The organism is Streptomyces alfalfae (assembly GCF_004127445.1).
In the GTDB taxonomy this organism is placed as follows: domain Bacteria; phylum Actinomycetota; class Actinomycetes; order Streptomycetales; family Streptomycetaceae; genus Streptomyces; species Streptomyces alfalfae.
Genome location: NZ_QEXM01000013.1, coordinates 92,455 through 113,743 on the forward strand (window position 1 = coordinate 92,455; position 21,289 = coordinate 113,743).

15 protein-coding genes are annotated in these 21,289 nt (G+C 73.0%); 8 read left to right on the top strand and 7 right to left on the bottom strand.

Going from position 1 to position 21,289, the window contains the following annotated elements; all coding sequences use genetic code 11:
- The first annotated feature begins 1 nt into the window (after position 1).
- The 7 genes from DCW30_RS04275 to DCW30_RS04305 all read left to right on the top strand — a co-directional run bounded on the left by DCW30_RS04275 (position 2) and on the right by DCW30_RS04305 (position 12,094).
- Positions 2 to 5,713, top strand: a complete 5,712-nt coding sequence (locus tag DCW30_RS04275) for a type I polyketide synthase (protein WP_103557568.1) — start codon at positions 2 to 4, stop codon at positions 5,711 to 5,713.
- Positions 5,710 to 6,477 carry a 3-oxoacyl-ACP reductase FabG gene (gene fabG / locus DCW30_RS04280; RefSeq protein ID WP_076681720.1) on the top strand — a complete coding sequence of 256 codons (768 nt, stop codon included), beginning with the start codon at positions 5,710 to 5,712 and terminating at the stop codon, positions 6,475 to 6,477. Before DCW30_RS04275 ends, fabG begins: the two co-directional genes overlap by 4 nt.
- Positions 6,478 to 6,526: 49 nt before the next feature.
- A complete protein-coding gene (locus DCW30_RS04285; protein ID WP_076681723.1) occupies positions 6,527 to 7,315 on the top strand; it encodes a thioesterase II family protein in 789 nt (262 codons plus the stop codon).
- A gap of 74 nt (positions 7,316 to 7,389) precedes the next feature.
- Complete coding sequence (locus tag DCW30_RS04290; RefSeq protein ID WP_062770997.1) at positions 7,390 to 8,361, top strand: beta-ketoacyl-ACP synthase III; 972 nt, start codon at positions 7,390 to 7,392, stop codon at positions 8,359 to 8,361.
- 57 nt (positions 8,362 to 8,418) lie between these two features.
- Positions 8,419 to 9,645 carry a thiolase family protein gene (locus DCW30_RS04295; RefSeq protein WP_076681726.1) on the top strand — a complete coding sequence of 409 codons (1,227 nt, stop codon included), beginning with the start codon at positions 8,419 to 8,421 and terminating at the stop codon, positions 9,643 to 9,645.
- Positions 9,646 to 11,202 (top strand): class I adenylate-forming enzyme family protein, encoded by a 1,557-nt coding sequence (locus DCW30_RS04300; RefSeq protein WP_076681729.1) that lies wholly within the window; start codon positions 9,646 to 9,648, stop codon positions 11,200 to 11,202. It abuts the gene before it with no gap.
- A 40-nt stretch (positions 11,203 to 11,242) separates the two neighbouring features.
- The gene (locus DCW30_RS04305) at positions 11,243 to 12,094 is read left to right on the top strand and encodes an SDR family NAD(P)-dependent oxidoreductase (RefSeq protein ID WP_062770994.1); all 852 of its coding nucleotides are present in this window, start codon (positions 11,243 to 11,245) and stop codon (positions 12,092 to 12,094) included.
- Here the strand turns inward: DCW30_RS04305 and DCW30_RS04310 are convergent.
- The 7 genes from DCW30_RS04310 to DCW30_RS04340 all read right to left on the bottom strand — a co-directional run bounded on the left by DCW30_RS04310 (position 12,089) and on the right by DCW30_RS04340 (position 20,427).
- Complete coding sequence (locus DCW30_RS04310; protein ID WP_079249791.1) at positions 12,089 to 13,072, bottom strand: ScbA/BarX family gamma-butyrolactone biosynthesis protein; 984 nt, start codon at positions 13,070 to 13,072, stop codon at positions 12,089 to 12,091. The two genes, DCW30_RS04305 and DCW30_RS04310, sit on opposite strands and share 6 nt — an antisense overlap.
- A 132-nt stretch (positions 13,073 to 13,204) precedes the next feature.
- The gene (locus DCW30_RS04315) at positions 13,205 to 13,819 is read right to left on the bottom strand and encodes a ScbR family autoregulator-binding transcription factor (protein ID WP_076681733.1); all 615 of its coding nucleotides are present in this window, start codon (positions 13,817 to 13,819) and stop codon (positions 13,205 to 13,207) included.
- Positions 13,820 to 14,026: 207 nt separating this feature from the next.
- Positions 14,027 to 14,695, bottom strand: a complete 669-nt coding sequence (locus DCW30_RS04320; protein WP_335755795.1) for a ScbR family autoregulator-binding transcription factor — start codon at positions 14,693 to 14,695, stop codon at positions 14,027 to 14,029.
- A gap of 123 nt (positions 14,696 to 14,818) precedes the next feature.
- The gene (locus tag DCW30_RS04325) at positions 14,819 to 15,907 is read right to left on the bottom strand and encodes a ParB/RepB/Spo0J family partition protein (RefSeq protein ID WP_232626522.1); all 1,089 of its coding nucleotides are present in this window, start codon (positions 15,905 to 15,907) and stop codon (positions 14,819 to 14,821) included.
- 101 nt (positions 15,908 to 16,008) lie between these two features.
- Complete coding sequence (locus DCW30_RS04330; RefSeq protein ID WP_076681742.1) at positions 16,009 to 17,631, bottom strand: AfsR/SARP family transcriptional regulator; 1,623 nt, start codon at positions 17,629 to 17,631, stop codon at positions 16,009 to 16,011.
- Between the two features lie 443 nt (positions 17,632 to 18,074).
- Positions 18,075 to 18,677 (bottom strand): response regulator transcription factor, encoded by a 603-nt coding sequence (locus DCW30_RS04335; protein ID WP_062770989.1) that lies wholly within the window; start codon positions 18,675 to 18,677, stop codon positions 18,075 to 18,077.
- A 301-nt stretch (positions 18,678 to 18,978) separates the two neighbouring features.
- Positions 18,979 to 20,427, bottom strand: coding sequence for an MFS transporter (locus tag DCW30_RS04340; RefSeq protein WP_062770988.1), 1,449 nt, complete (start codon positions 20,425 to 20,427; stop codon positions 18,979 to 18,981).
- Positions 20,428 to 20,602: 175 nt separating this feature from the next.
- Between DCW30_RS04340 and DCW30_RS04345 the strand changes: the two genes are divergently transcribed.
- A complete protein-coding gene (locus DCW30_RS04345) occupies positions 20,603 to 21,250 on the top strand; it encodes a TetR/AcrR family transcriptional regulator (RefSeq protein WP_076681746.1) in 648 nt (215 codons plus the stop codon).
- The last annotated feature ends 39 nt before the right edge of the window (positions 21,251 to 21,289 follow it).

Sequence of the window (21,289 nt, forward strand, 5' to 3'; positions counted from 1 at the left end):
CGTGTCACAGCACCACCAGGACCAGGACCAAGTCCTCGATCGCGTCGCCGTCATCGGCATGGCGGGCCGCTTTCCCGGCGCCGGCGACGTGGAGACCCTCTGGAGCAACCTCGAAGAGGGCCGCGAGGGCATCACCGTCTTCACCGAGGAGGAACTCGCCGAAGCCGGCGTCGACCCCGCTTCCCTCGCCCGTGACGACTACGTCCGGGCCAAGGGCGCGCTGGAGGACGCCGACCTGTTCGACGCGGGCTTCTTCGGCTTCAGCCCCCGCGAGGCCGAGCTCCTCGATCCCCAGCACCGCGTCTTCCTCGAATGCGCCTGGCACGCGCTGGAGTCCGCCGGCGTCGACCCGGCCCGCTTCGAGGGCCGCATCGGTGTCTTCGCGGGCGCGGGCCTCAACACGTACCTGCTGTTCAACCTCATGAACAACCAGCAGGTGCTGGAGAGGTCCGGCATGTACCAGGTGATGCTCGCCTCGGACAAGGACTTCCTGGCCACCCGCACCGCGTACAAGCTGGACCTGAAGGGTCCCGCGATCACCGTGCAGACGGCCTGCTCCACCTCGCTGACCGCGGTGCACCTGGCCTGCCAGAGCCTGCTCAACGGCGAGTGCGACATCGCCCTGGCCGGCGGCGTGTCCGTGAGCGCCCCGCTGCGCGCCGGCTACGTGCACGAACCCGGCGGCATCCTCTCCCCGGAAGGGACCTGCCGGGCCTTCGACGCCGACGCGCAGGGGACCGTGCCCGGCAACGGCGCCGGCATCGTCGTCCTGCGCCGCCTCGCCGACGCGCGGGCCGAGGGCGACAGCGTCGACGCGGTCGTCCTGGCCACCGCCACCAACAACGACGGCTCCCTGAAGGCCGGTTACACCGCGCCGAGCGTCGACGGCCAGGCCGAGGTGGTGACCGAGGCGCTGGAGCTGGCCGGCATCGACCCCGCCACCGTCGGTTACGTCGAGACCCACGGCACCGGCACCCCGCTCGGCGACCCCATCGAGCTCGCCGCGCTCACGCGTGCCTACGGCGCGGACGCCGACGGCGGTGACCGCTGCGCGATCGGCTCGGTCAAGAGCAACGTCGGCCACCTCGACGCGGCCGCCGGTGTCACCGGGCTCATCAAGGCGGCTCTGGCGCTCAAGCACGAGGCGATCCCGCCGACCCTGCACTGGGAGCGGCCCAACCCCGGCCTGCGGCTGGAGTCCGGGCCGTTCTACGTGAACACCGCGCTGCGCGCCTGGCCGCGCCAGGATGTGCCCCGCCGGGCCGGCGTGAGCTCCTTCGGCATTGGCGGCACGAACGTCCACGTGGTCCTGGAAGAGGCGCCCGCCGAGGAACCGGCCCGCCACCGCGAGGGAGCAGACGGCGCCGCACGGCCCCATCTGCTGCCGCTCTCGGCGAAGTCGGCGCCCGCGCTCGCGGAGGCCGCCGGACGGCTGGCCGACCGGCTGGAGAGCGGCGCGGAACTCCCCCTGGACGCCACCGCGCACACCCTGGCCCGCCGCAGGGCCCAGTTCGCCCACCGCGGCGCCGTCGTCGCCCGCACCAATGGCGAGGCCGTCGCCGCGCTGCGCAGGCTGGCGCAGGCCCCGCCCGCGGCCGCCGCCGCGGACGACGCCCCGGTCGCCTTCCTCTTCCCCGGGCAGGGCTCCCAGTACCCCGGCATGGCGCGCGGCCTGTACGAACGGCGGGGCGTCTTCGCCGCCGAGTTCGACCGCTGCGCCGAGCTGTTCAACCCGTATCTGGGTGAGGACCTGCGCGCCCTGGTGCTCGACGGGGACGATCCGCGCGGCGCCGAACGGCTGCGGGGGACCCGGCTCGCCCAGAGCACGCTGTTCTGCGTCGAGTACGCCCTCGCGCGGCAGTGGCAGTCCTGGGGCGTCGAGCCGCGCGCCATGGCCGGTCACAGCATCGGCGAGTACGTCGCCGCCTGCCTGGCGGGCGTGTTCTCGCTCCGGGACGCGGTGCGTCTGGTCGCCGCCCGCGGCCGTCTCGTCCAGGAGATGCCACCCGGCGCGATGCTCAGCGTCTTCCTCTCGGAGGAGGAGACCGCCGCCCGGCTGGGCGAGGGCCTGGCCGTCGTCGCCGTCAACTCCACGGCGCTCACCGTGGTCGCCGGTGAGCCGGGGGCCGTCGACGCCTTCGAGCGGCGCCTCAAGGACGAGGGGGTGGGCTGCCGTCGGCTGCACACCTCGCACGCCTTCCACTCCCCCGACATGGACGGCGCCGTGGCCCCGTTCGTCGAGGAGGTCCGCGCCGTCACCCTGAACCCCCCGGTCATCCCGTTCCTGTCGAACGTCACCGGCACCTGGATCACCGACCAGGAGGCGACCAGCCCGGAGTACTGGGGTGCGCATCTGCGCCGACCCGTCCGGTTCTCCGACGCGCTCGACGTACTGCTCGCCGACCCCTTCCTCGTTCCGCTGGAGGCCGGCCCCGGCCAGAACCTGGCCAACTTCGTGCGCGCCCACCGGTCCTGGTCGCCCACGCGCACCGTCGCGGGCTCCCTGCCCCACCCCGGCGATCGCGCCGACGCCGAAGCCCACCTGCTGACCGGCCTGGGGGCCGTCTGGGGCGCGGGGGTCTATGTCGACTGGGCATCCGTCCTGGGCACCGGCCACCGGCCGCCCGTGCCCCTGCCCGCCTACCCCTTCCAACGGCGGCGCTTTTGGGTCGAGCCCTCCGGGCGGCCCGGCGCGCCGCGGCAGACCGGTCCCGAGCGCACCGACGCGGACGACTGGTTCTACGCCCCCGTCTGGCAGCGCCTCGCCCTGCCGTCCCGGCGAGCGGCCGCCGCCACGGGCGACACCTGGGTCGTCCTGGGCGCGGAAGTCGCCCTGGGCGAGGCCGTCGCGGCCCGTCTGGCGAAGGCCGGGGACCACGTCGTGCGCGTCACGGCCGGCGCCGGCCCGCGGCAAAGCGGCGAGGACGCCTGGGTCCTCGATCCCGCCGACCGGGACCACCTGTCCGCGCTCGCCTCGTCCCTGGCCGCGTCCTCCTCCGCGGCCGGGGACGGGCGGCGCATCCGCTTCGTCCACCTGTGGAGCATGGCCAAGGGGCCGGGCCGCGCCGCATCGGCCCACGCCCGGCTGGACGCCGCGCGCCGCGCCGGCTTCGACAGCCTCCTGGCGCTCGCCCAGGCCCTCGGCTCAAGAGGGCTGCCCGCGCCGGTCACCCTCGACGTGCTCTGCGAGGGGGTGTTCGACGTCACGGGCGAGGAGGCGCTGACGCCCGAGAACGCCCTCCTGCTCGGGGCGGCCACGGTGATCCCGCAGGAGACCGCGGGCACGAAGTGCCGCGTCTGGGACGTCACCGGCGCCGCCGTGGACCGGGCCGCCGACACCGTCCTCGCGGCTCTCGACGGCACCGGCGCCGGCACGGAACTCGCCGTGCGCGGGCGGCACGTGTGGGTCCGCGGCTTCGACCGGGTGGACTGGGTCGCCGGCGCGGAGCCCGGGCGCACCGCGCTGCGCGACGGCGGCGTCTACCTCGTGACCGGCGGCCTCGGCGGCGTCGGCCTCGCCCTCGCCGAGCACATCGCCGCCACGGTCGACCGGCCGGTTTTGGCCCTGCTGGGCCGCTCCGCGTTCCCCGCGCCCGGGACCTGGGATGCCCACCTCGGCGCGCACGGCGACGCCGACCCCACCAGCGTGCTCATCCGGCGGCTGCGCCGTCTGGAATCGGCCGGTGCCCGTCTGGTCCTGCCGCGCGCCGACGTCACCGACGAGGCGCAGATGCGCCGGGCCGTCGGTGAGGTGCGGGCGGCGGCAGGGCCCCTCAACGGCGTCATCCACGCCGCCGGCCTGCCCTCCCAGGGCATGATCCTCACCAAGTCCCCGGACGACGCGGCGCGGGTCCTCGCCGCCAAGACGCACGGCGTGCTCGTCCTCGACGAGGTCTGCCGCGACGACGGGCTGGACTTCATGTTCCTGTGCTCCTCCGTGACTGCCGTCCTCGGCGGGCCGGGACAGAGCGACTACGCGGCCGCCAACGCCTTCCTCGACGCGTGGGCCCAGGACAAGCGCCGCAGAAGCGGACTGCCGGTCACCGCTGTCGGCTGGGACACCTGGCGCGAGGTGGGCATGGCCGCCGGCCTCGGCTCCCGGTTCGGCCTCGGCTCGGGGACGCCGCTCGAGGGCCACCCGCTGCTGCGGCGCCTGGTGCGTTCCACCCCCACATCCCGCACCTACAGCACGGTCCTGAGCACCGAGGACAGCTGGATCGTGGCGGACCACCGGATCGAGGGCCACGGGCTGGTCCCCGGCACCGCCTACCTGGAACTGGTACGGGCCGCCGTCGCCGAACAGGCCGCCGGGCGGGACATCGAGATCGGCGACGTGCAGTACATGATCCCCGTCGTCGTCCCCGACGGGCAGAGCCGGGAGGTCTTCACCACCATCGAGGAACGCGACGGCCGGTGGCACTTCGCGGTGCAGAGCCAGAGCGGTGCGCCCGGCGCCGCGGCCTGGATCGATCACGCGCGCGGCACCGTCGCCTTCCCGGAACGCGCGCCGGAGACCGTAAGGGACCTGGAGGAACTCCGTGCCGGCTGCGCGGTGACGAAGGTCCTCGACACCGAGGAGTCCATCAAGCTCGGCCTGCGCCTGGACCGGTTCGAGAAGGGCGGGCCGATCGCGTTCTCCTTCGGGCCGCGCTGGAAGTGCATGCGGGAGATACAGGTCGGCCCGCGGCGGGTGATGGCGACCCTGCGCCTCGACGAGGCCCACCACGCCGACCTCGACGACTACCTGCTCCACCCCGCGCTGCTCGACGCCGCGGGCGGCACCGCGCGGGTCCACGCCCCCGACACCTTCTACCTGCCGTTCAGCTATCGCAGCCTGCGCTTCTTCCACGGCCTGACCAGCACCGTCCACGCCTATGTGGAGGTCAAGGGCGCGGCGGACTCCGCGGGCGAGACCAGTACGTGCGACATCGAGCTCCTCGACCCGGACGGCCGGCTGCTGGCCCGCATCGGCGATTTCACCATCAAGCGGATCAACGACCCTGCCGGCCTGCGCGATCAGATCCTGCGGTCCGCCGAGCCCCCCGCCGACGGCGGGAGGGCGGAGCAGGAGGAGCCCGCCGCCGGCGCCCTGCGCACCCTCGCCGAGGGGATCACCGAGGAGCAGGGCAAGGAGGTCTTCGCCCGTCTCCTGGGCGCGTCCGGCCTGCCCGGCCAGGTCCTCGTCAGCCACCGGGACTTCACCTCCGTACGCGAACTGGCCAGGTCCCTGACCCCCGAGCGGCTGCAGCGGGAGATGGAGCAGTTCGCCCCGCCGGGCGCCAGCCATCCCCGCCCCGAGCTGGACACGCCCTACGTCGCGCCCCGCACGGATCGCGAGCGGGCCGTCGCCGAGGTGTGGCAGGACCTCCTCGGGGTGGAGGGGGTCGGCGTCGACGACGACTTCTTCGCCCTCGGCGGGCACTCGCTGGCCGCGGTCCAGATCGGGGCCCGGCTCAAGGAGCGGCTGGGAAGCGAACTCGACCTGCGGACCTTCTTCGACCTGCCCACCGTCGCCCACACCGCCGCACTCCTGGAGGCGGGCCCGGCGGCCTCGGCGGAGCCCAGGAACACCATCGAGGTGCTCAGCCGCGCCGAGTCCGCAGAGGACCTGGACCCGCTCGCCGAACTGACCGACGACGAGGTGGAGGAGGAGCTGCGCCGGCTGCTGGCCTCGGAGGAGCTGGCCACGGAAGACCAGGAGGGCCGGGCATGAGCACGAGCGCCCCGGCCGGGGCGCGGCAGGCCGCCCCGGTGGCGCTGGTGGCGGGCGGCACGCGCGGCATCGGCCGCGCCGTCGCGGTGCGGCTGGCCCGGGACGGTTTCGACGTGGCGGTGTGCTACGCCTCCGACTCCACCGCCGCCCAGAGCCTGGTGGAGGAGATCGAGGCGCTGGGCCGGCGCTCCTGCGTCCGCCGCACCGACGTCGGCGACAGCCTGGCGGTGGAGGAGTTCGTCGACGTGGCCGAGGACAGGCTCGGCCCAGTCTCCGCCGTGGTCACCTCGGCGGCCGTGCTGCGCGACGGCCCGCTGGCGGCGATGGAGGACGACGACTGGGCCGCTGTGCAGCGGGTCAACCTCGATGGCACCTACTACGTCTGCCGCACCGTCATCAACGGCATGATCGAGCGCCGCAGCGGTGCGATCGTGACGATGTCCTCCATCGCCGGTCTGTACGGCAACGCCGGGCAGACCAACTACGCCGCGTCGAAGGCCGGGATCATCGGGTTCACCAAGTCCCTGGCCCGGGAGAGCGGGCGGTACGGGATCAGGGCGAACGTCGTCGTGCCCGGTTTCGTCGCCACCGACCCCGTCATGGAGCTGCCGGGCGACCTGCGGGAGCAGTTCCGGCAGCGCATTCCGCTGGGCCGGTTCGGCGAGCCGCACGAAGTGGCCGACCTGGTCTCCTTCCTGCTCTCGGACCGGGCCGCGTACATCACCGGCGCCACCTTCCAGATCGACGGCGGCGTGGCCGTCTGACCCGCGCGGGCGCGCCACGCGCCGGAACACGACCAGAGAGAGGCACACCATGCGCAACCCGTGGTTCGTCCAGTCGGAGCCGGCCGACGAGCCGGGCATCCGTCTCTTCTGCCTGCCGTATGCGGGCGGGAACGCGTCGGCGTACCGGACCTGGCGCGATCTGGCCCCCGAGCATGTGCGGGTGCATCCGCTGGAGCTGCCCGGCCGCGGCACCCGCTGGAACGAGACCCCGGTGAGCAGGATGCCCCTGGTCACCGGGATGCTGGCCGACGTGCTCGCCGGGCACCTGGACCGGCCCTACGCCCTGTTCGGCCACAGCATGGGCGGCCTGATCGCCTTCGAACTGGCCAGGACGCTGCGCGAGCGGGGGCTGCCCCAGCCGGCGCACCTGTTCGTCTCCGGTTCGGCCGCCCCCGACGTGCCGCGCACCCGGCGGCCGATCCACGCGGCGCCGGACGCCGAGGTGATCGAGGAGCTGCGTTTCCTCGGCGGCACCCCGCCCGAACTCCTCGCCGACGCCGCGCTGATGGAGCTGGTCCTGCCCGCGTTGCGCGCCGACTTCTGCCTTTTGGAGACCTACGAGTACCGGGCCCTTGCGCCGCTGACGGTGCCGTTGACGGTCTTCGGGGGCCAGGCGGACCCGCTCGTGGCGAGCGCGCAGCTGCACCTGTGGCTGCGGCAGGCCCGCGACCACTCGCGTCTCGTCATCCTGCCCGGTGAGCACTTCTTCCTGCACTCGGCGGTCCGCGACGTACTGGCCACGGTCACCGACGCCCTGGCCGGCGCGGCTTCGCCGGTCCCGGCACACGCTGTCGGGTCGTCGCCGAGCTCCATTTGAGCTGCGCCGTGCGATGCCGCCCGGGGCCGCCGCAACGCCCTCGTCTTTCGCAACGTGACCCTTTTGGAGGACCCGTGACCGCCACCACCGCCGGCCGCATCCTGTCGATCGCCCACCATCAGCCGACACGCGTGCTGGCCAATGACGAGCTAGCCGCCATGGTCGACACCTCCGACGAGTGGATCAGGTCCCGCGTCGGCATCACCACACGTCACATCGCCGCCGAGGACGAGAGCGTCGCGGACATGGCCGTCGGGGCCGCCGCCAAGGCCGTCGCCCGGGCGGGTGTGGACGCCGCGGACATCGACCTGGTGCTCGTCGCCACGTGCACGGCGGTGGACCGGATGCCGAGCACCGCCGCCCGGGTCGCCCACCAGCTGGGGGTTCCGACCGCCGCCGTCTTCGACCTCAACGCCGCCTGCGCCGGGTTCACCTACGCGCTCGCCACCGCCGATCTCGCCATCCGGGGCGGCGGCAGCCAGACCGCGCTGGTGATCGGCGCGGACAAGATGAGCGACTTCCTGGACTGGACGGACCGGACGAGCTGCGTCATCTTCGGCGACGGGGCCGGCGCCGCGGTCGTCACCGCGGCCGACGCCTCCCGGGGCGACCTGATCGGGCCGGTGGTGTGGGGTTCGCAGCCCGAACGCGGCTCGGCCATCACCTTGGGCACCACGGGGCCGGCCGGCCCGCCCGCCCTGTTCCGTCAGGACGGGCACGTGGTCTACCGCTGGGCGATGACCTCGCTCGCGCCGGTGGCGCGCCGCGCCTGCGAGCGGGCCGGTGTCGCCCCCGCCGACCTGGCCGCCGTCGTGACGCACCAGGCCAACCTGCGGATCATCGAGGCCGTGACCCGGCAGATCGGCGCCACCGGCGCGGTCGTCGCCCGCGATGTCGTCGACTCGGGCAACACCTCGGCGGCCAGCGTCCCCCTGGCCCTGTCCAAGCTCGTGGAACGGGCCGAGGTCCCCAGCGGCGCGCCGGTCCTGCTGCTCGGCTTCGGCGCCGGTCTCTCCTACGCGGCCCAAGTGGTCGGCTGCCCCTGAGCACCATTCGGACGGGCCTCCTCGCGCGGGAGGCCCCGGGACACAAGGAGTCGCTCCATGTCGGAGCAGGTATGGATCGCCGGGGTGGGGATGACGAGATTCGCCCGCCACGACGGCCGCGGTGTGCCGGACCTGGCGGCGGAGGCCGTGCGCGAGGCGCTGGCCGACGCGGGGCTGGAGCGCCGGCACGTGGAGGCGGCCTTCTTCGGGAACACCACCCAGGGGGCGCTGCAGGGGCAGCTCATGGTGGGCGGTCAGATCGCGCTGCGGGGCATGGGCTTTGAGCGGATACCGATGTACAACGTCGAGAACGCCTGCGCCACGGGTGCCTCGGCGCTGCATCTGGCGGCCGATCAGGTCCGTGCCGGCGCCGTGGACATCGCGCTCGCGGTGGGTTCGGAGAAGATGAACGTCGCCGACAGGGACCGGACCATGGCGGTCTTCGAGGGCGCGTACGACGTGTCGGACCCCGCGGGGCTGACGGCGTCGCTGACCGCGCTGGGCGGCGAGGTCGATGACGCGCACGCGGGCCGGCGCAGCGTCTTCATGGACATCTACGCGGCCATGGCACGCGCGCACATGCGGCGCTTCGGCACCACGCAGCGGCAGTTCGCCGCGGTCTCGGCCAAGAACCACCGGCATTCCGTGCACAACCCCAGGGCCCAGCACCGCAAGGACTTCACCGTCGACGAGGTCCTGGCCGCGCGTGCCCTGTCGTTCCCGCTGACCGTTCCGATGTGCGCGCCAGTCACCGACGGGGCGGCGGCCGTGGTGGTCTGCGGGCAGCGGGGGCTGCGGCGGCTGGTGGGGCGCGGCCGGTCGGTGCGCGTCCTGGCGAACGTGGCCGGCACCGGCGTCGTCCGCGCGCAGGACGCGTGGGAGCAGCACATCAGCGGGCTGCTGGCGGGCCGGGCGTACGAGCGGGCCGGGGTGGGGCCGCAGGACATCGACGTGGCCGAACTGCACGACGCCACGGCCTTCGGGGAGATCCAGCAGTGCGAACTGCTCGGCCTGTGCGAGCCGGGGGCGGGCGGCGCGGCCGCGGAGGCCGGGGAGACGGCGCTGGGCGGCCGTATCCCGGTGAACCCGTCGGGCGGCCTGGAGGCCAAGGGGCACCCGCTGGGTGCGACGGGTCTTGCCCAGGTGTACGAGCTGGTGCAGCAGTTGCGCGGCGAGGCCGGTGTCCGGCAGGTGTCCGGGGCCCGTGTCGCGCTGGCGGAGAACAGCGGCGGCTTCTACGGCGGCGAGGAAGCGGTCGCCGCGATCACGGTGCTGGGGGCGTAAATGGCGATCATCGATTTCTTCGACCGCGGCCGGCGGCGCGCGCCGGGCTCCGTCGCCTATGTGTGCGGCGCGGAGTCCTGGACGTTCGACGAGGCGGGCGAGCTGTCGTGCCGGATCTCGCACGCCCTGGCGCGGGCGGGCTGCGGCCGGGGGGTAAAGGCGGGCGTGCTCTCGCCCAATGACGCGCGGGCCTGGATCGGCGTCCTCGGCATCTGGCGGGCCGGTGTGACCTGGGTGCCGCTGAACCCGACCACTCCGCCTGCGGACCTGCGGCGCGTGATCGACGCGTTCGACTGCGAGGTGCTGTTCTTCCACAGTTCGACGGCGTCGGCCGTGGCCGAGCTCGCGCCGTCGCTGCCGAAGGTCAGGCAGTACGTGTGCCTGGACGCAGCGGCGGCCGGCGCCCCGTCTTTGGCGCAGTGGACGCACGGCCTGCCGGTGACGCCACCGCGCACGCGCTACGAGATGGACGACGTGGTGGCGATCTCCTCGACCGGCGGCACGACCGGCGCGCCGAAGGGCGTGATGAACACGCACCGGTCCCTGTCCACCTGCCTGGCACATCTGATGATGGCCTTCCACTACGAGTGCGACGACCCGGTCGTCGACCTGGCGGCGCTGCCCCTGAGCCACGCCTCCGGTGTGATCAGCCTCGCCGCCACGGCGCGCGGCGGCACGGTGGTCTTCCTGCCGGGGGCCGAACCGACGGCGATCCTCGACGCCATCGAGCGGCATCAGGTCACCGAGCTCTTCCTCGCCCCCACGGTCGTCTACCGGCTGATGGAGACGCCGGGGCTCACCGAGCGCGATCTGTCCTCCTTGCGCTATCTGCTGTACGCGGCGGCGCCCATGTCGGCCGAGAAGCTGCGGCGGGCCATCGAGCTGTTCGGACCGGTTCTGATGGAGTGCTACGGGCAGGTGGAAGCGTTCGCGGGGGTGTCCTTCATGCGTCCCGACGAGCACTTCACCGACGGCTCCATAGCGCCTGACGCACGGCTGACGTCGTGCGGCCGCCCCTATCCGCTGGTCTGCGTCGAGATCCGCGACGGCGAGGGGCAGCAGGTCCCGGTGGGCGAGTCGGGGGAGGTCTGCGTCCGCGGTGACCTCGTGATGAAGGGCTACTACGCGGATCCCCGCAGGACGGCCGAGACGGTCGTCGACGGCTGGCTGCACACCGGCGACATCGGCCACTTCGACGCGGACGGCTATCTGTTCATCACCGACCGCAAGAAGGACATGATCATTTCTGGCGGGGTGAACATCTACCCGAGCGAGATCGAGCAGGTCATCTGGGGCCACCCGGCGGTCCAGGACTGCGCGGTCATCGGTGTTCCGCACGAGGACTGGGGAGAGGCGGTCACCGCGGTGGTGGAGCTCAATCCGGGCGCCCGGCCGTCCGGTGAGGAACTGATCGCGCTGTGCAAGAAGACGCTCGGCAGCATCCGCGCGCCCAAACACGTGGACTTCGTCACCGCCCTGCCCCGCAGCGCGAACGGCAAGGTCCTCAAACGCGCCGTACGCCAACGCTACTGGGCCGGCCGCACCCGGCAGGTCTGAGAGCCCCCGTGTCATCCCCGTTGCGGAAAGGCAGGGCAGCATGTCCATCGACTTCGGTCTCAAGGGCGCGGTCGCGATCGTCACCGGCGGCGGCTCGCGTGCGTCGGGCATCGGGAACGGCAGGGCCGCGGCGGTGCTGCTCGCCGAGGCCGGGGCGCACGTGGTGGTGGTCGACTCCGCCGCGGGGAACATGGCCGAGACCCGGGACCTCATCGCGGCACAGGGTAGGGACGCCCTGCTGGTCACCGCCGATGTGACCAGCCAGGAGGAGTGCGCCGAGGTGGTCCGGCGGACCTGCGAGACCTTCGGCGGGCTCGACGTCCTGGTCAACAACGTCGGTGTCGCGGGCCCCGCGGGGACCGTGGTCGATGTGGACCCGCTCGCCTGGGAGGCGTGTCTGCGCCTGAACCTGACGTCGATGATGCTGATGTCCCGGGCCGCGATCCCCCGCATGCGCGCGAGGGGCGGGGGATCGATCGTCAACATGTCCTCCGCGGTCGGGCTCGTCGGCGGCCACCCGCAGGTGGCCTACCCGACGACGAAGGCAGCGGTGATCGGCTTGACCCGGACCATGGCCGCCCACCACGGTCCCGAGGGAATCCGCGTGAACGCGGTCGCTCCCGGCTACGTGCACACCCCGATGGTCTCCTCCCAGGGCATCGACGAGGGCGCCCGCGAGCGGCGGCGGCACGCGGCGCCGCTCGCCGTGGAAGGCACGGGCTGGGACGTCGGGGAGGCCGTCCTGTTCCTGGCCGGCCCGAGGTCCCGGTGGATCACGGGGGTCGTGCTGCCCGTCGACGCGGGGCTCACCGCCACGCTCGGTTCCGGCGGCGCCCCGTCGGTGACTTCACCGCCCGGCCCTGCCCCCTCCTCCCGCGAGCCCCTGTCATGACGCGGCGCGATATCCGGCGCTCACGCCGCAGTGCCCCGTCAGCCGGGCGCTGAAGACCTCCTCGCCCTCCTGGTGTCCGGTGACGTGGACGCCGGTCAGGCCGGGCAGCGTGGACGGCGCCGTCACCGCGTCGATCCAGCACGGTGTGTCGAACTCGGTGTAGCGGTGGAACTGGGTGGCGACCCGGACCGGTACGAAGACGTCGCCCTGCAGGCCGCAGGCCGCCTGGCGCGCCGCCTCGATCAGCACCATGCCCGGCACGTGGTCGCCGCCGTGCTCGAAGAGGACGGGGTGGCCGCGGTCCGGGCTGAGCAGCCAGTGGCCGGGTCTGCCGGTCGGCGCCAGGACGACGTCGGCGTGGCCGGAGCGGCCCACGCGCTGCGGCTCCAGGGTGAGGAAGCGGGGCTTCGGCGTGGCCTCCGCGGCGACGCGCTCCGCTCCGCGCAGCCGGCGGTAGGCGGCGGGGGCGAGGCAGGAGAAGTGCCCGCTGCCGTCGGCCACGTGCCGTCCGTCGCGTTCGATGGTGATCGCCATGGCGAACTGCGTGACCCGCTCGCCCCTCCACTTCACGTCGGTGCAGACGGCCTGGAGGGTCAACTCGCTGGGGCCGGCGCCTATCTCCAGCTCGTCCAGGGAGACGGAGTATTCCATGTCGCGCAGCAGGAACTGGTGTCCCAGGGGCACCCCGAACTCCGAGTGGGCGAGGAGCAGTCCGACCTGACGGATCGTCTCCGCCGCCTGCGTGGGGTCGTGCCGCGTGCCGTCGGCGTCGGTGAAGAAGGTGTGGGCGCGCGGCCACTGGCCGGTGAGGGCGAACCGGTCGCCCTTAAGGCGCCGGCAGCCGGTGAGGAACACTTCGGCGTGTCCGGCCCGGTGCACGTACTCCCGGGGAACCGTGGTGGTGAGCCGCGGCAGGTCCTGTGGGGCCTGCGGTGCGGATGTGGCGGTGTGCCCTTGCTGGTGAACGAGCAGGGTCATGGGTTTCCCTCTTCCCGGCAGCAGTTCAACGATGGGTGAGCGTGGTGCGAAAGGGTGCCACAAAATATACGGGTCCACCGGTTTCTTTTCCGACACATAAAGGTTGAACACTCGCCCCCGAACGCGCCGCGTTCAGGAGCCCGCGGCGTCCAGGCCTCTGTGTCCGGCCGCGATCTGCGGGAGCACCAGGGCCCAGAAGCGGGTCTGCATGCGCCGGGACACCCAGGCCGGGTCCCGCCGGCCGAGCATCTGGAATCCCACCGTGCACGCGAACACGGCCCGTGCCACCTGGTCGGCCGGCAGCCCCTGCCGCAACTCCCCCGCCCGGTCCGCCCTGTCCAGCGTCGCAGTGATCCACCGGCCCAGAAAGGAGCTCACCTCCCCGATGCCCCGGGGGCACCCGGGGTCGCCGTCGAGGTCGAACCCGGCCCGCAGGACCGCGTCCTCCCGCATGGCGAGGGTCAGCTCGTGACCGACGTCGACGAGCAGTTGCAGCGCGTCACCGGAGCGCGTCCGCGTCTCGCAGCGCTGGACCACCTCGCGCAGCCGTTGCGCCGCGGCCGCCATGACCGCGGAGGCGAGCGCGGCCTTGGTGGGGAAGTGGAAATGCAGCGCCCCGCTGGTGACGCCGGCCTGCCGGCTGATGTCGAGAAGCGAGGCCGGCGCATAGCCCTCGCGGCTGAAACCGTCGGCCGCGGCGCCGAGCAACGCCTTGCGGGTGCGCACGGCACGTTCCTGCTTGACCATTTGGGCGCTCTCCCAAGCTCCGTGCCGCCCCATGGCCCCGTGCGCCGCATGGCCCGTACGCCTCATGGATATGGCTTCGCCGGCGCAGCGGCTCCGTCCGGGAAGGGGAGAACTCGCCCGCCAATACGTACTCCACAGTACAAACCGCACCAGCGGTTTTCCATGCTGGGCCGGGGGGAGGGGGAAAGGGGATCCCGCGCGGACGCCCTACGCGGGGCGCCGGTGCGCCACGGCACGGGCCGCGAGCCTGGTCGCCTCGTGCACGCGGGCCCCCCGGTCCTCGGTGACGTCCAGTTCCACCAGGACGCCGGGGACGGCGATTCCGGCCAGCAGGACGCGGTAGAGGGCGACGACGCGGGCGTTGAGGTCCGTCCGCCCCGACAGGGCGTGGGACATGAGCTGCGTACCGGCGAACGCCCCGACGAACACGTCGGAGAGCTCGCGGGGATCGATGTGGGGCTGCAGCTCTCCGGCCGCCCTGGCCTGCACGAGCAGGCGCAGGCTCTCCTCGGCCCAGTCCTGGAACGGCACGCTGCGGTCCAGCTGGTCCTGCCCGACCCTTTCCAGAGCGAGCCGGACACCGCCGCGCAGCACCGGGTCGCGCACCATGAGGTGGGCGAGCAGCAGACCCTGGTCGACGGCCTCCTGGAGCTTGAGCCGCTGCGGCGGAACGGCCGGCACCCGGGCGTTCTCCTGCAGGACCTCGCGCGCGAGCTGCTCCTTGGAGGTGAAGTGGAAGTACAGCGCGCCCTTGGTGACTCCGGCGCGCCGCAGGATCTCCGACATGGTCGCGGCCTCGTACCCGAAGTCGTCGAAGAGTTGCGCCGCTGCCGTCAGGATCACACGTCGGGTACGGAGCGCCCGCTCCTGTTGCACCAAGGCAAGCTCTCCTTCGTGGAAGCCCCCGTCTTCACCAAACAAACCGTCAAGTTCGTATGCTAACAGCCTCTGTGTACCGTCGTGGGCGATTGGGCGGCAGCGTGCCGGAACCGGGCCGGCTCACACCGCCCGGCCGTCGCGCACGGCGCCGCCGTGTTCGAGCCCGTCGGCGAAGCTGAGCCACCGCTCCCCGCAGCGCCGGGCGGCGCGGGCGATGTCGGCGTGCCGGTGTTCGGGGACCGCGCTCATCAGCCAGCGCCACTTCTCGTCGTCGAGCACGTTGCTCGACAGGAGCTGCAGGAGCGTCCTGCCCGCCTCGGAGAAGCGCAGGGAGGGGTCCTTGCGGAGGTTGGCGAACCGGTCCGTGTCGGAGACGCCGGCGCTCTCCAGCCGCGCACGGCCGGCGCGCCCGGCCGTGTCCGCCTCCACCCGTCCGCGCGCGGCGCGCCGGTCCCCGAGCACGACGTCCTTGGCGACGTCGCGGAGTCTCGGCGGGACGGGGTCCTTGCCGTCCCGGACGCGCAGCCGCACGTCCCGCGCGGTCGCCAGCGCGATGCCCGCCTCGTGGGCGATCTCGCGCAGCGAGGCGTTCGGGCGCTCGGCGATGATCTGGCCCGCGCGCCGGCGGCCGACGGCGCTGTTGACCGGGCGTGAGCGGCCGTCGCGTCCGGTGCGCGCGTTCAATTGAACGCCTTGGCCGGTTGAACGCCTGCGCAAGGCGGCGACCGTGGTCGGCGAGAGCCCGGTCACCTCCGCGATGCGCCGGTCCGACCAGCAGGCGTGGCTGCCGATGATGCGCTCGGCGGCCGCCGTCCTGTCCCTGCGCGACAGGGGCATGCCGTGTTCGGCGTTGAGCCGGACGGCCAGGACGAAGGCGTCCTCTGTCGAGCCCTCCACATAGCGGACCTCGATGTGGTCCTCGCCGCGCTGCACGGCCGCCCTGAGCCGGTGCAGGCCGTCGACGAGGCGCATGGTCGGGCGGTGGACCACCACGGGCGGCAGCGGCTTCTCCGTCTGCGCCAGCAGGTCGACGTGTTCCGCGTCCTCCCCCGCGACGCGCGGCGAGTCCGAGGTGACCAGGGCCGCGATGGGCACCCGTTCCGTCATCGGCGGACGCGTGGCACCAGACGCTGGTGACGCGGGCTGGGCTGCTGCCGTCAACACGTCGAGCATGAGCGCCTCCTGGGGCATCTCCAGTTCCGGATTCACGGAGCAAGACGATACCCACAAAGAAACCGACCGCCCTGTTTATACTAGTCGGGCTCAAGTGGCGCTGGAGCGGAATTCGTCCATGTGGTCTTATGGCCTGGTCACGACGTTTCGATGACGTGGAATTGGCCCGTGGGCACACCGTCCGCGGCCTCTGCCGGCCCGAACCGGGTGCGGAGGGCCGGGTGCTGTTCGAGCAGAGCGCCCAGCGGCGCGCCGGGGTTGGCCGCCAGCCACTGGGCGACGACGCGCAGCGGCAGCGGGAGCCCGCCGCACAGCGCCACCAGCCGCTCGGCGGCCGGACCGCGCTCGTCCAGCCGCCGCCCGCTGAGCATCGCCAGCAGACGTGTCCCCTCCCTGGCCGTCAGCGGCCCGACCGTTTCCAGGCGCGCCCCGTCGCGCGCCGCGAGCTCGCCGAGGTATCGCCGGCTCGTCGCGAGGACGCCGGAGGGCCCCCGCGGGATGAGCGGGCGCACCTGCTCGGCGCTGTGCGCGTCGTCCAGCACCACCAGTACCCGCCGCCCGCGCAGCAGGCTCCGGTAGAGGGCCGTCCGGGCGGCCGAGTCCGCGGGCACCCGTGCGCCGTCCACGCCGAGGCCGCCCAGGAGCTGTTCCAGTGCGTGGGCGGCGCTCGCCGGGCCCCGTTCCGGGTCGGCGCCGCGCAGGTCGGCGTACAACTGGCCGTCGGGGAAGCGGTCGACGAGGCGGTGGGCGAGCTGCAGCACGAGCGCCGTCTTGCCCACGCCCGCCGTGCCGCCGACCACGACGACGGGCGTCGTCGGGCCGCCGCGGGCGCTCTCACCGCGCATCACCTCCTCCAGCCGGGCCAGTTCCTCGGTCCGGCCCACGAAATCGCGGCCCACGGGCGGCAGCCGGACCGGTCCCGGCGTGCCCGGCGGCAGGCCGCCGGGGTACACCGGGAGCGGTGAGCCGGCGCCGGGGGCCAGAAGTTCCGGATGGCCGGTCAGGATGTGCTCATGGAGCGTGCGCAGGTCGGCACCGGGCTCTATGCCGAGTTCCCTGGCCAGCAGGTCGCGGGTCTCCTCGTACAGCCACAGGGCGTGGGCCCGGCGTCCGCTGCGGTAGAGCGCGAGGATCAGCAGCCAGCGCAGCTTCTCGCGCAGCGGCTCCTCGGAGACCGCTGCCGGCAGTTCGGTGACCAGCTCGGCGTGGTGGCCCGCCGCCAGCATGTCAGCGGCCCACTCCTCCACCACCGTCAGCCGCAGATCCCGCAGCCGGTCGCGCTCCATCGTGGCGAAGGGGCCGGGGACCGCGGACAGCGCCTCGCCGCGCCAGTACGACAGGGCCTGCCCGTACAGCCGCAGCGCGGCGCCGGCCTCACCCTGGCCCCGTGACCTGCGCGCGGCGTGCAGAGCCCGGTGGAAGAGCGTGACGTCGACGTCCGCGGGGTCCACCCGCAGGCAGTACCCGCCGGACTCGGAGGTGAGCACCGCGCCGGAGGACCGGCCGGCCCGGCCGGGCTCCAGCGCGCGGCGCAGCCCGGCCACATAGGTGTGCACACCGTTCACGGCCGTCCGCGGGACGTCGCTGCCCCACACCGCGTCCACGATGTTCTCCACGCCCATGACGTCGCCCGGCCTGCTCGCCAGCAGGCTGAGCACCGCCCGCTGCTTGGGCGGGCCGAGCGCGGTCTCCGCCCCGTCGCGCCAGGCGCGCACCGGTCCGAGGAGCTGAATGCGCAGGACCGCTCCCGTGGTCGCCATGGATCACCACCTCCTGAAGGACGTGACGGACGTGACGGTTCGTCGATGGGCTCTCCTCGGCGACGAGGTGGCCTGGGCGCACGCGCGGTCATGCCGGTCGGGCGCCCGGCGAAGGGCCGGGCAGCCGTGCGGCGCGATTCGCCGGGGCGCGGTGAATACGGGAGAAGACGCCCTGGGGCGCGCACGCCTTTCGAACCGCACGCAGCGTTTTACGACATGGGTGGCCGGCGCACATCCCGGCGAAGTCTGCACCCATTAGACACACACCCGTGACGGCTTCTCCAGCCCCGTCGCACCGGCCATGCGGAGGCAGACGTTCAACTGCTTGTCGCTGAATGGTTGAACGCCCGCGAAGGATTGGTTGAAGCGCATACGGAGTTGTCAGCGGCTCCCGGACCGTGTTCCCTTCCCGGGTATCCGATGCCGGCCACAGCGACGGCCTTTCAGATCCAGCGCGAGTCCCGCGCGAGGCGCAGTGCGTCAATGCGGTTGCGTGCGCCCAGTTTTGTCACCATGGAGGAGAGGTAGTTGCGCACGGTGCCCTGGGAGAGGTGCATCCGGGCCGCTATCTCGGGGACCGTGTCGCCCCGGGCGACGTGTTCGAGCACGGAGAATTCGCGCGGGCTGAGCGGGCAGTCGCTGTTGTTCAGCGCCGCCACGGTCAGCTCCGGGTCGAAGACCCTCTCCCCCTGGTGCACACGGTGGATGGCCTCGACGAACTGGCGGGGTGACACGCTGCGCTCCACGATGCCGGCGATGCCGCCCGCGAACGCCTGGCGCACCACCGATCGCGTCACCGCGGTGGCCAGCAGCATGCTGCGGCAGCCGAGTTCGGCGATTTTCTCGGCGACGGAGATCGCGTCGCCGTCCTCACCCTCGAAGCTGATGACCGCCACATCGGGCCGGTACGTCTCGGCGGACCGCAGCGCCGCATAGTTGCATTCCACGGGGCCGACGACGCGGACTTCCTCGTGCCGTTCGAGAAGTGCGGCCAGTGCGAAGCCGGACAGATGCAGGTCATCAGAGACCAGGACATCGATTCCCATGCATGCCCCCTGAGTAGTTCCTCGGACAACTCGTCATTGTGGGCAGGGCGACTGGGCGAACTCTGTATGCCGTCTGTAGAAGCAACTGGATTCCCGTCGCGCGGCGCGTGACCGCGTCGCGGGAAGGGACCGTGTCCGTTCGCGGTGCGGGAGCGGGCCCTGGAAGTCGGTGGCACACGAAAATGCGGCCTCTGTGGAGCGGGGGGGAGGAAAACCCGCTCCACGGAGGCCGCTTCGGCGATGCTTCAGAGAAAACACCGGGCGAGTGCCGCGATCCGGGCCCGCCGCGCGAGCCGCCACGTCACGGCTTGGGGGCTTCCTCGGTGACGGCCCGCTCGGGCCGGGGCAGAACGAGGACCACGATGAGGACGGCGCAGACGAGGAGTCCGGCGCCGGCGAGCATACCGAGCGCGTACCCGTCGGTGAGGGTGCCGGGTGTGATCGTCTCCCCGGTGCGGTCGTTGGCGGCGGTTCCCAGGGCGGCGAGGCCGAGCGCGGCGCCGATCTGGCGCGTGCTGTTGAGCACGCCGGACGCGGCGCCCGCCTCGTGGGGCGCGACGCCGCCGGTGGCGATGGAGACGGTCGGCGCGAGGCAGAGCCCGATGCCGACGCTGGCGACGACCGACGGGCCGAGGGCGTCGACCAGGAACGAGCCGTCGGCGCGGATGAGGCCGAACCAGGCGAAGCCGGCCGCGGCGAGCGTGCCGCCGGTGATCAGGACGTGCCGGGGGGCGAACTTGTAGCCCAGCCGGACGGCGAGGGTGGAGCCGATGATGACGCCCAGCGTGAACGGCAGGAACTCCACGCCGGTGCGGGCGGGGCTGCTGTCGAGCACCCGCTGGAGGTAGAGGGAGACGAAGTACAGCAGGGAGGCCATGGCGCCGCCGAACAGGAGCGCGAAGAGGTTGGCGCCCGCGAGCGAGCGGTTGGCCAGCAGGCCGAGGCGGATCAGGGGGTCGCGCTTGGTGGTCCGCTCGACCTGGACGAACGCGGCCAGCAGGACGACGGCGACCGCCAGAGTGGTCAAGGTGGCCGTGGAGGTCCACGGGTGCTGTTCGGTGCGCACCACGCCGAACACCAGCAGGGCCGCGCCGGCCGTGGCGAGCACGGCGCCCAGGACGTCCGGGCGGCCTCGGCGCGTCGAGGGGCCGTCCTGGGCGATGCCGCGCCAGGCCAGGGCCAGCGCCAGGGCGGCCATCGGCAGGTTGATGTACATCACCCACTGCCAGCCCGCGTACTGGGTGAGGAGGCCGCCGGCCAGAACGCCGGCGGCGCCGCCCGCGGCGTTCACCCCGCTCCAGATGCCGAAGGCCCGCACCCGTTCCTTGCCGCCGGGGAAGGTGGAGGCGAGCAGGGCCAGCGCGGCCGGCGCCAGCGCGGCGGCGCCGACGCCCTGGGCGGCACGGGCGGCCACCAGTTGCCCCGGCGCCTGTGCGAGGCCGCCGACGAGCGAGGCCAGCCCGAACAGGCCGAGCCCGGTCAGCATCACGCGCTTGTGCCCGTACCGGTCGGCGATCTTGCCGCCCAGCAGGAGCAGGCCGCCGAAGGTGAGGGCGTAGGCGTGGATCACCCACGTCAGGCCCACCTCGCTGAAGCCGAGCCCGCTGCCGATGCGGGGAAGCCCGACGTTCACCACCGTCAGGTCCAGCGACACCATGAACTGCACCACGGAGACCGCGGCGAGGGTGGTGCCGGGCCGGGCGCCGCTCGCGGCGAGTGTCTTCTGACTCGTGAATTGCGTGCTTGCCACCGCACCCAGCCTCTCTGCGTCTGCCGACCGGTCGAATTTCCGGACAGTGCTCAGAAATTAGCAGCGCAGGCGGTGAGGTGTCGACCGGACCGGTCGCACACCGGCTCTCACCAGGGGGCATGATGGGGCGATGCCCCGATCGAACACATCGCGTCGGCCTGTCGGACGACCTCCGGTGACCTCCCGCAAGCAGATCCTGGCCGCGGCCCGCGTGCTCATCGACGAGCACGGCTGGGAGAAGCTCACGATCCGCCGGCTCGCGGCGGAGATGGGCCTCGGATCGACGACCCTGTACACACATGTGCCGGGCAAGGAAGACCTGCTGTTCCTGCTGATCCACGAGTACGCGGAGCAGATCCCGCACCCCGAGCTGCCGAGCAGGCCGCAGGACCGGATCGTCGCGGCCGCCGTCGCGATCCACGACGGCCTCGCGGCGTGGCCCTGGGCGGCGGAGGTCCTCACCACGGACGGGTTCATCGCCCGGCTCGGCGACTCGTTCCTGTCGCTGGTGGAGACGATCCTGGCCGGGGTCGTCGACGCCGGCCGCACGCCGGACGACTCCGTCCGGATCTTCCGCAGCATCTGGTACTACACGGTCGGCGAGATCCTGGTGCGCACCCACACCCGCCACCGCGAGATGGACGAGCGCGACCCCGCCCGCCTCAACGCCTACTTCGGCAACGCCGACGGCGGCCAGGCCCGCCTCCCGCACCTGGCCGCCGTCGCCGACCGGTGGGGAGCGCTGGCCGGGCAGGACACCTTCGCCCAGGGGCTGCGCGCGTTCGTCGACGGCCTGCTCGCCCATCCCCCGCAACCGGCCTGATCGTTCAACCGTCCCGCCCGGGCAGTTGAACGACCGGTC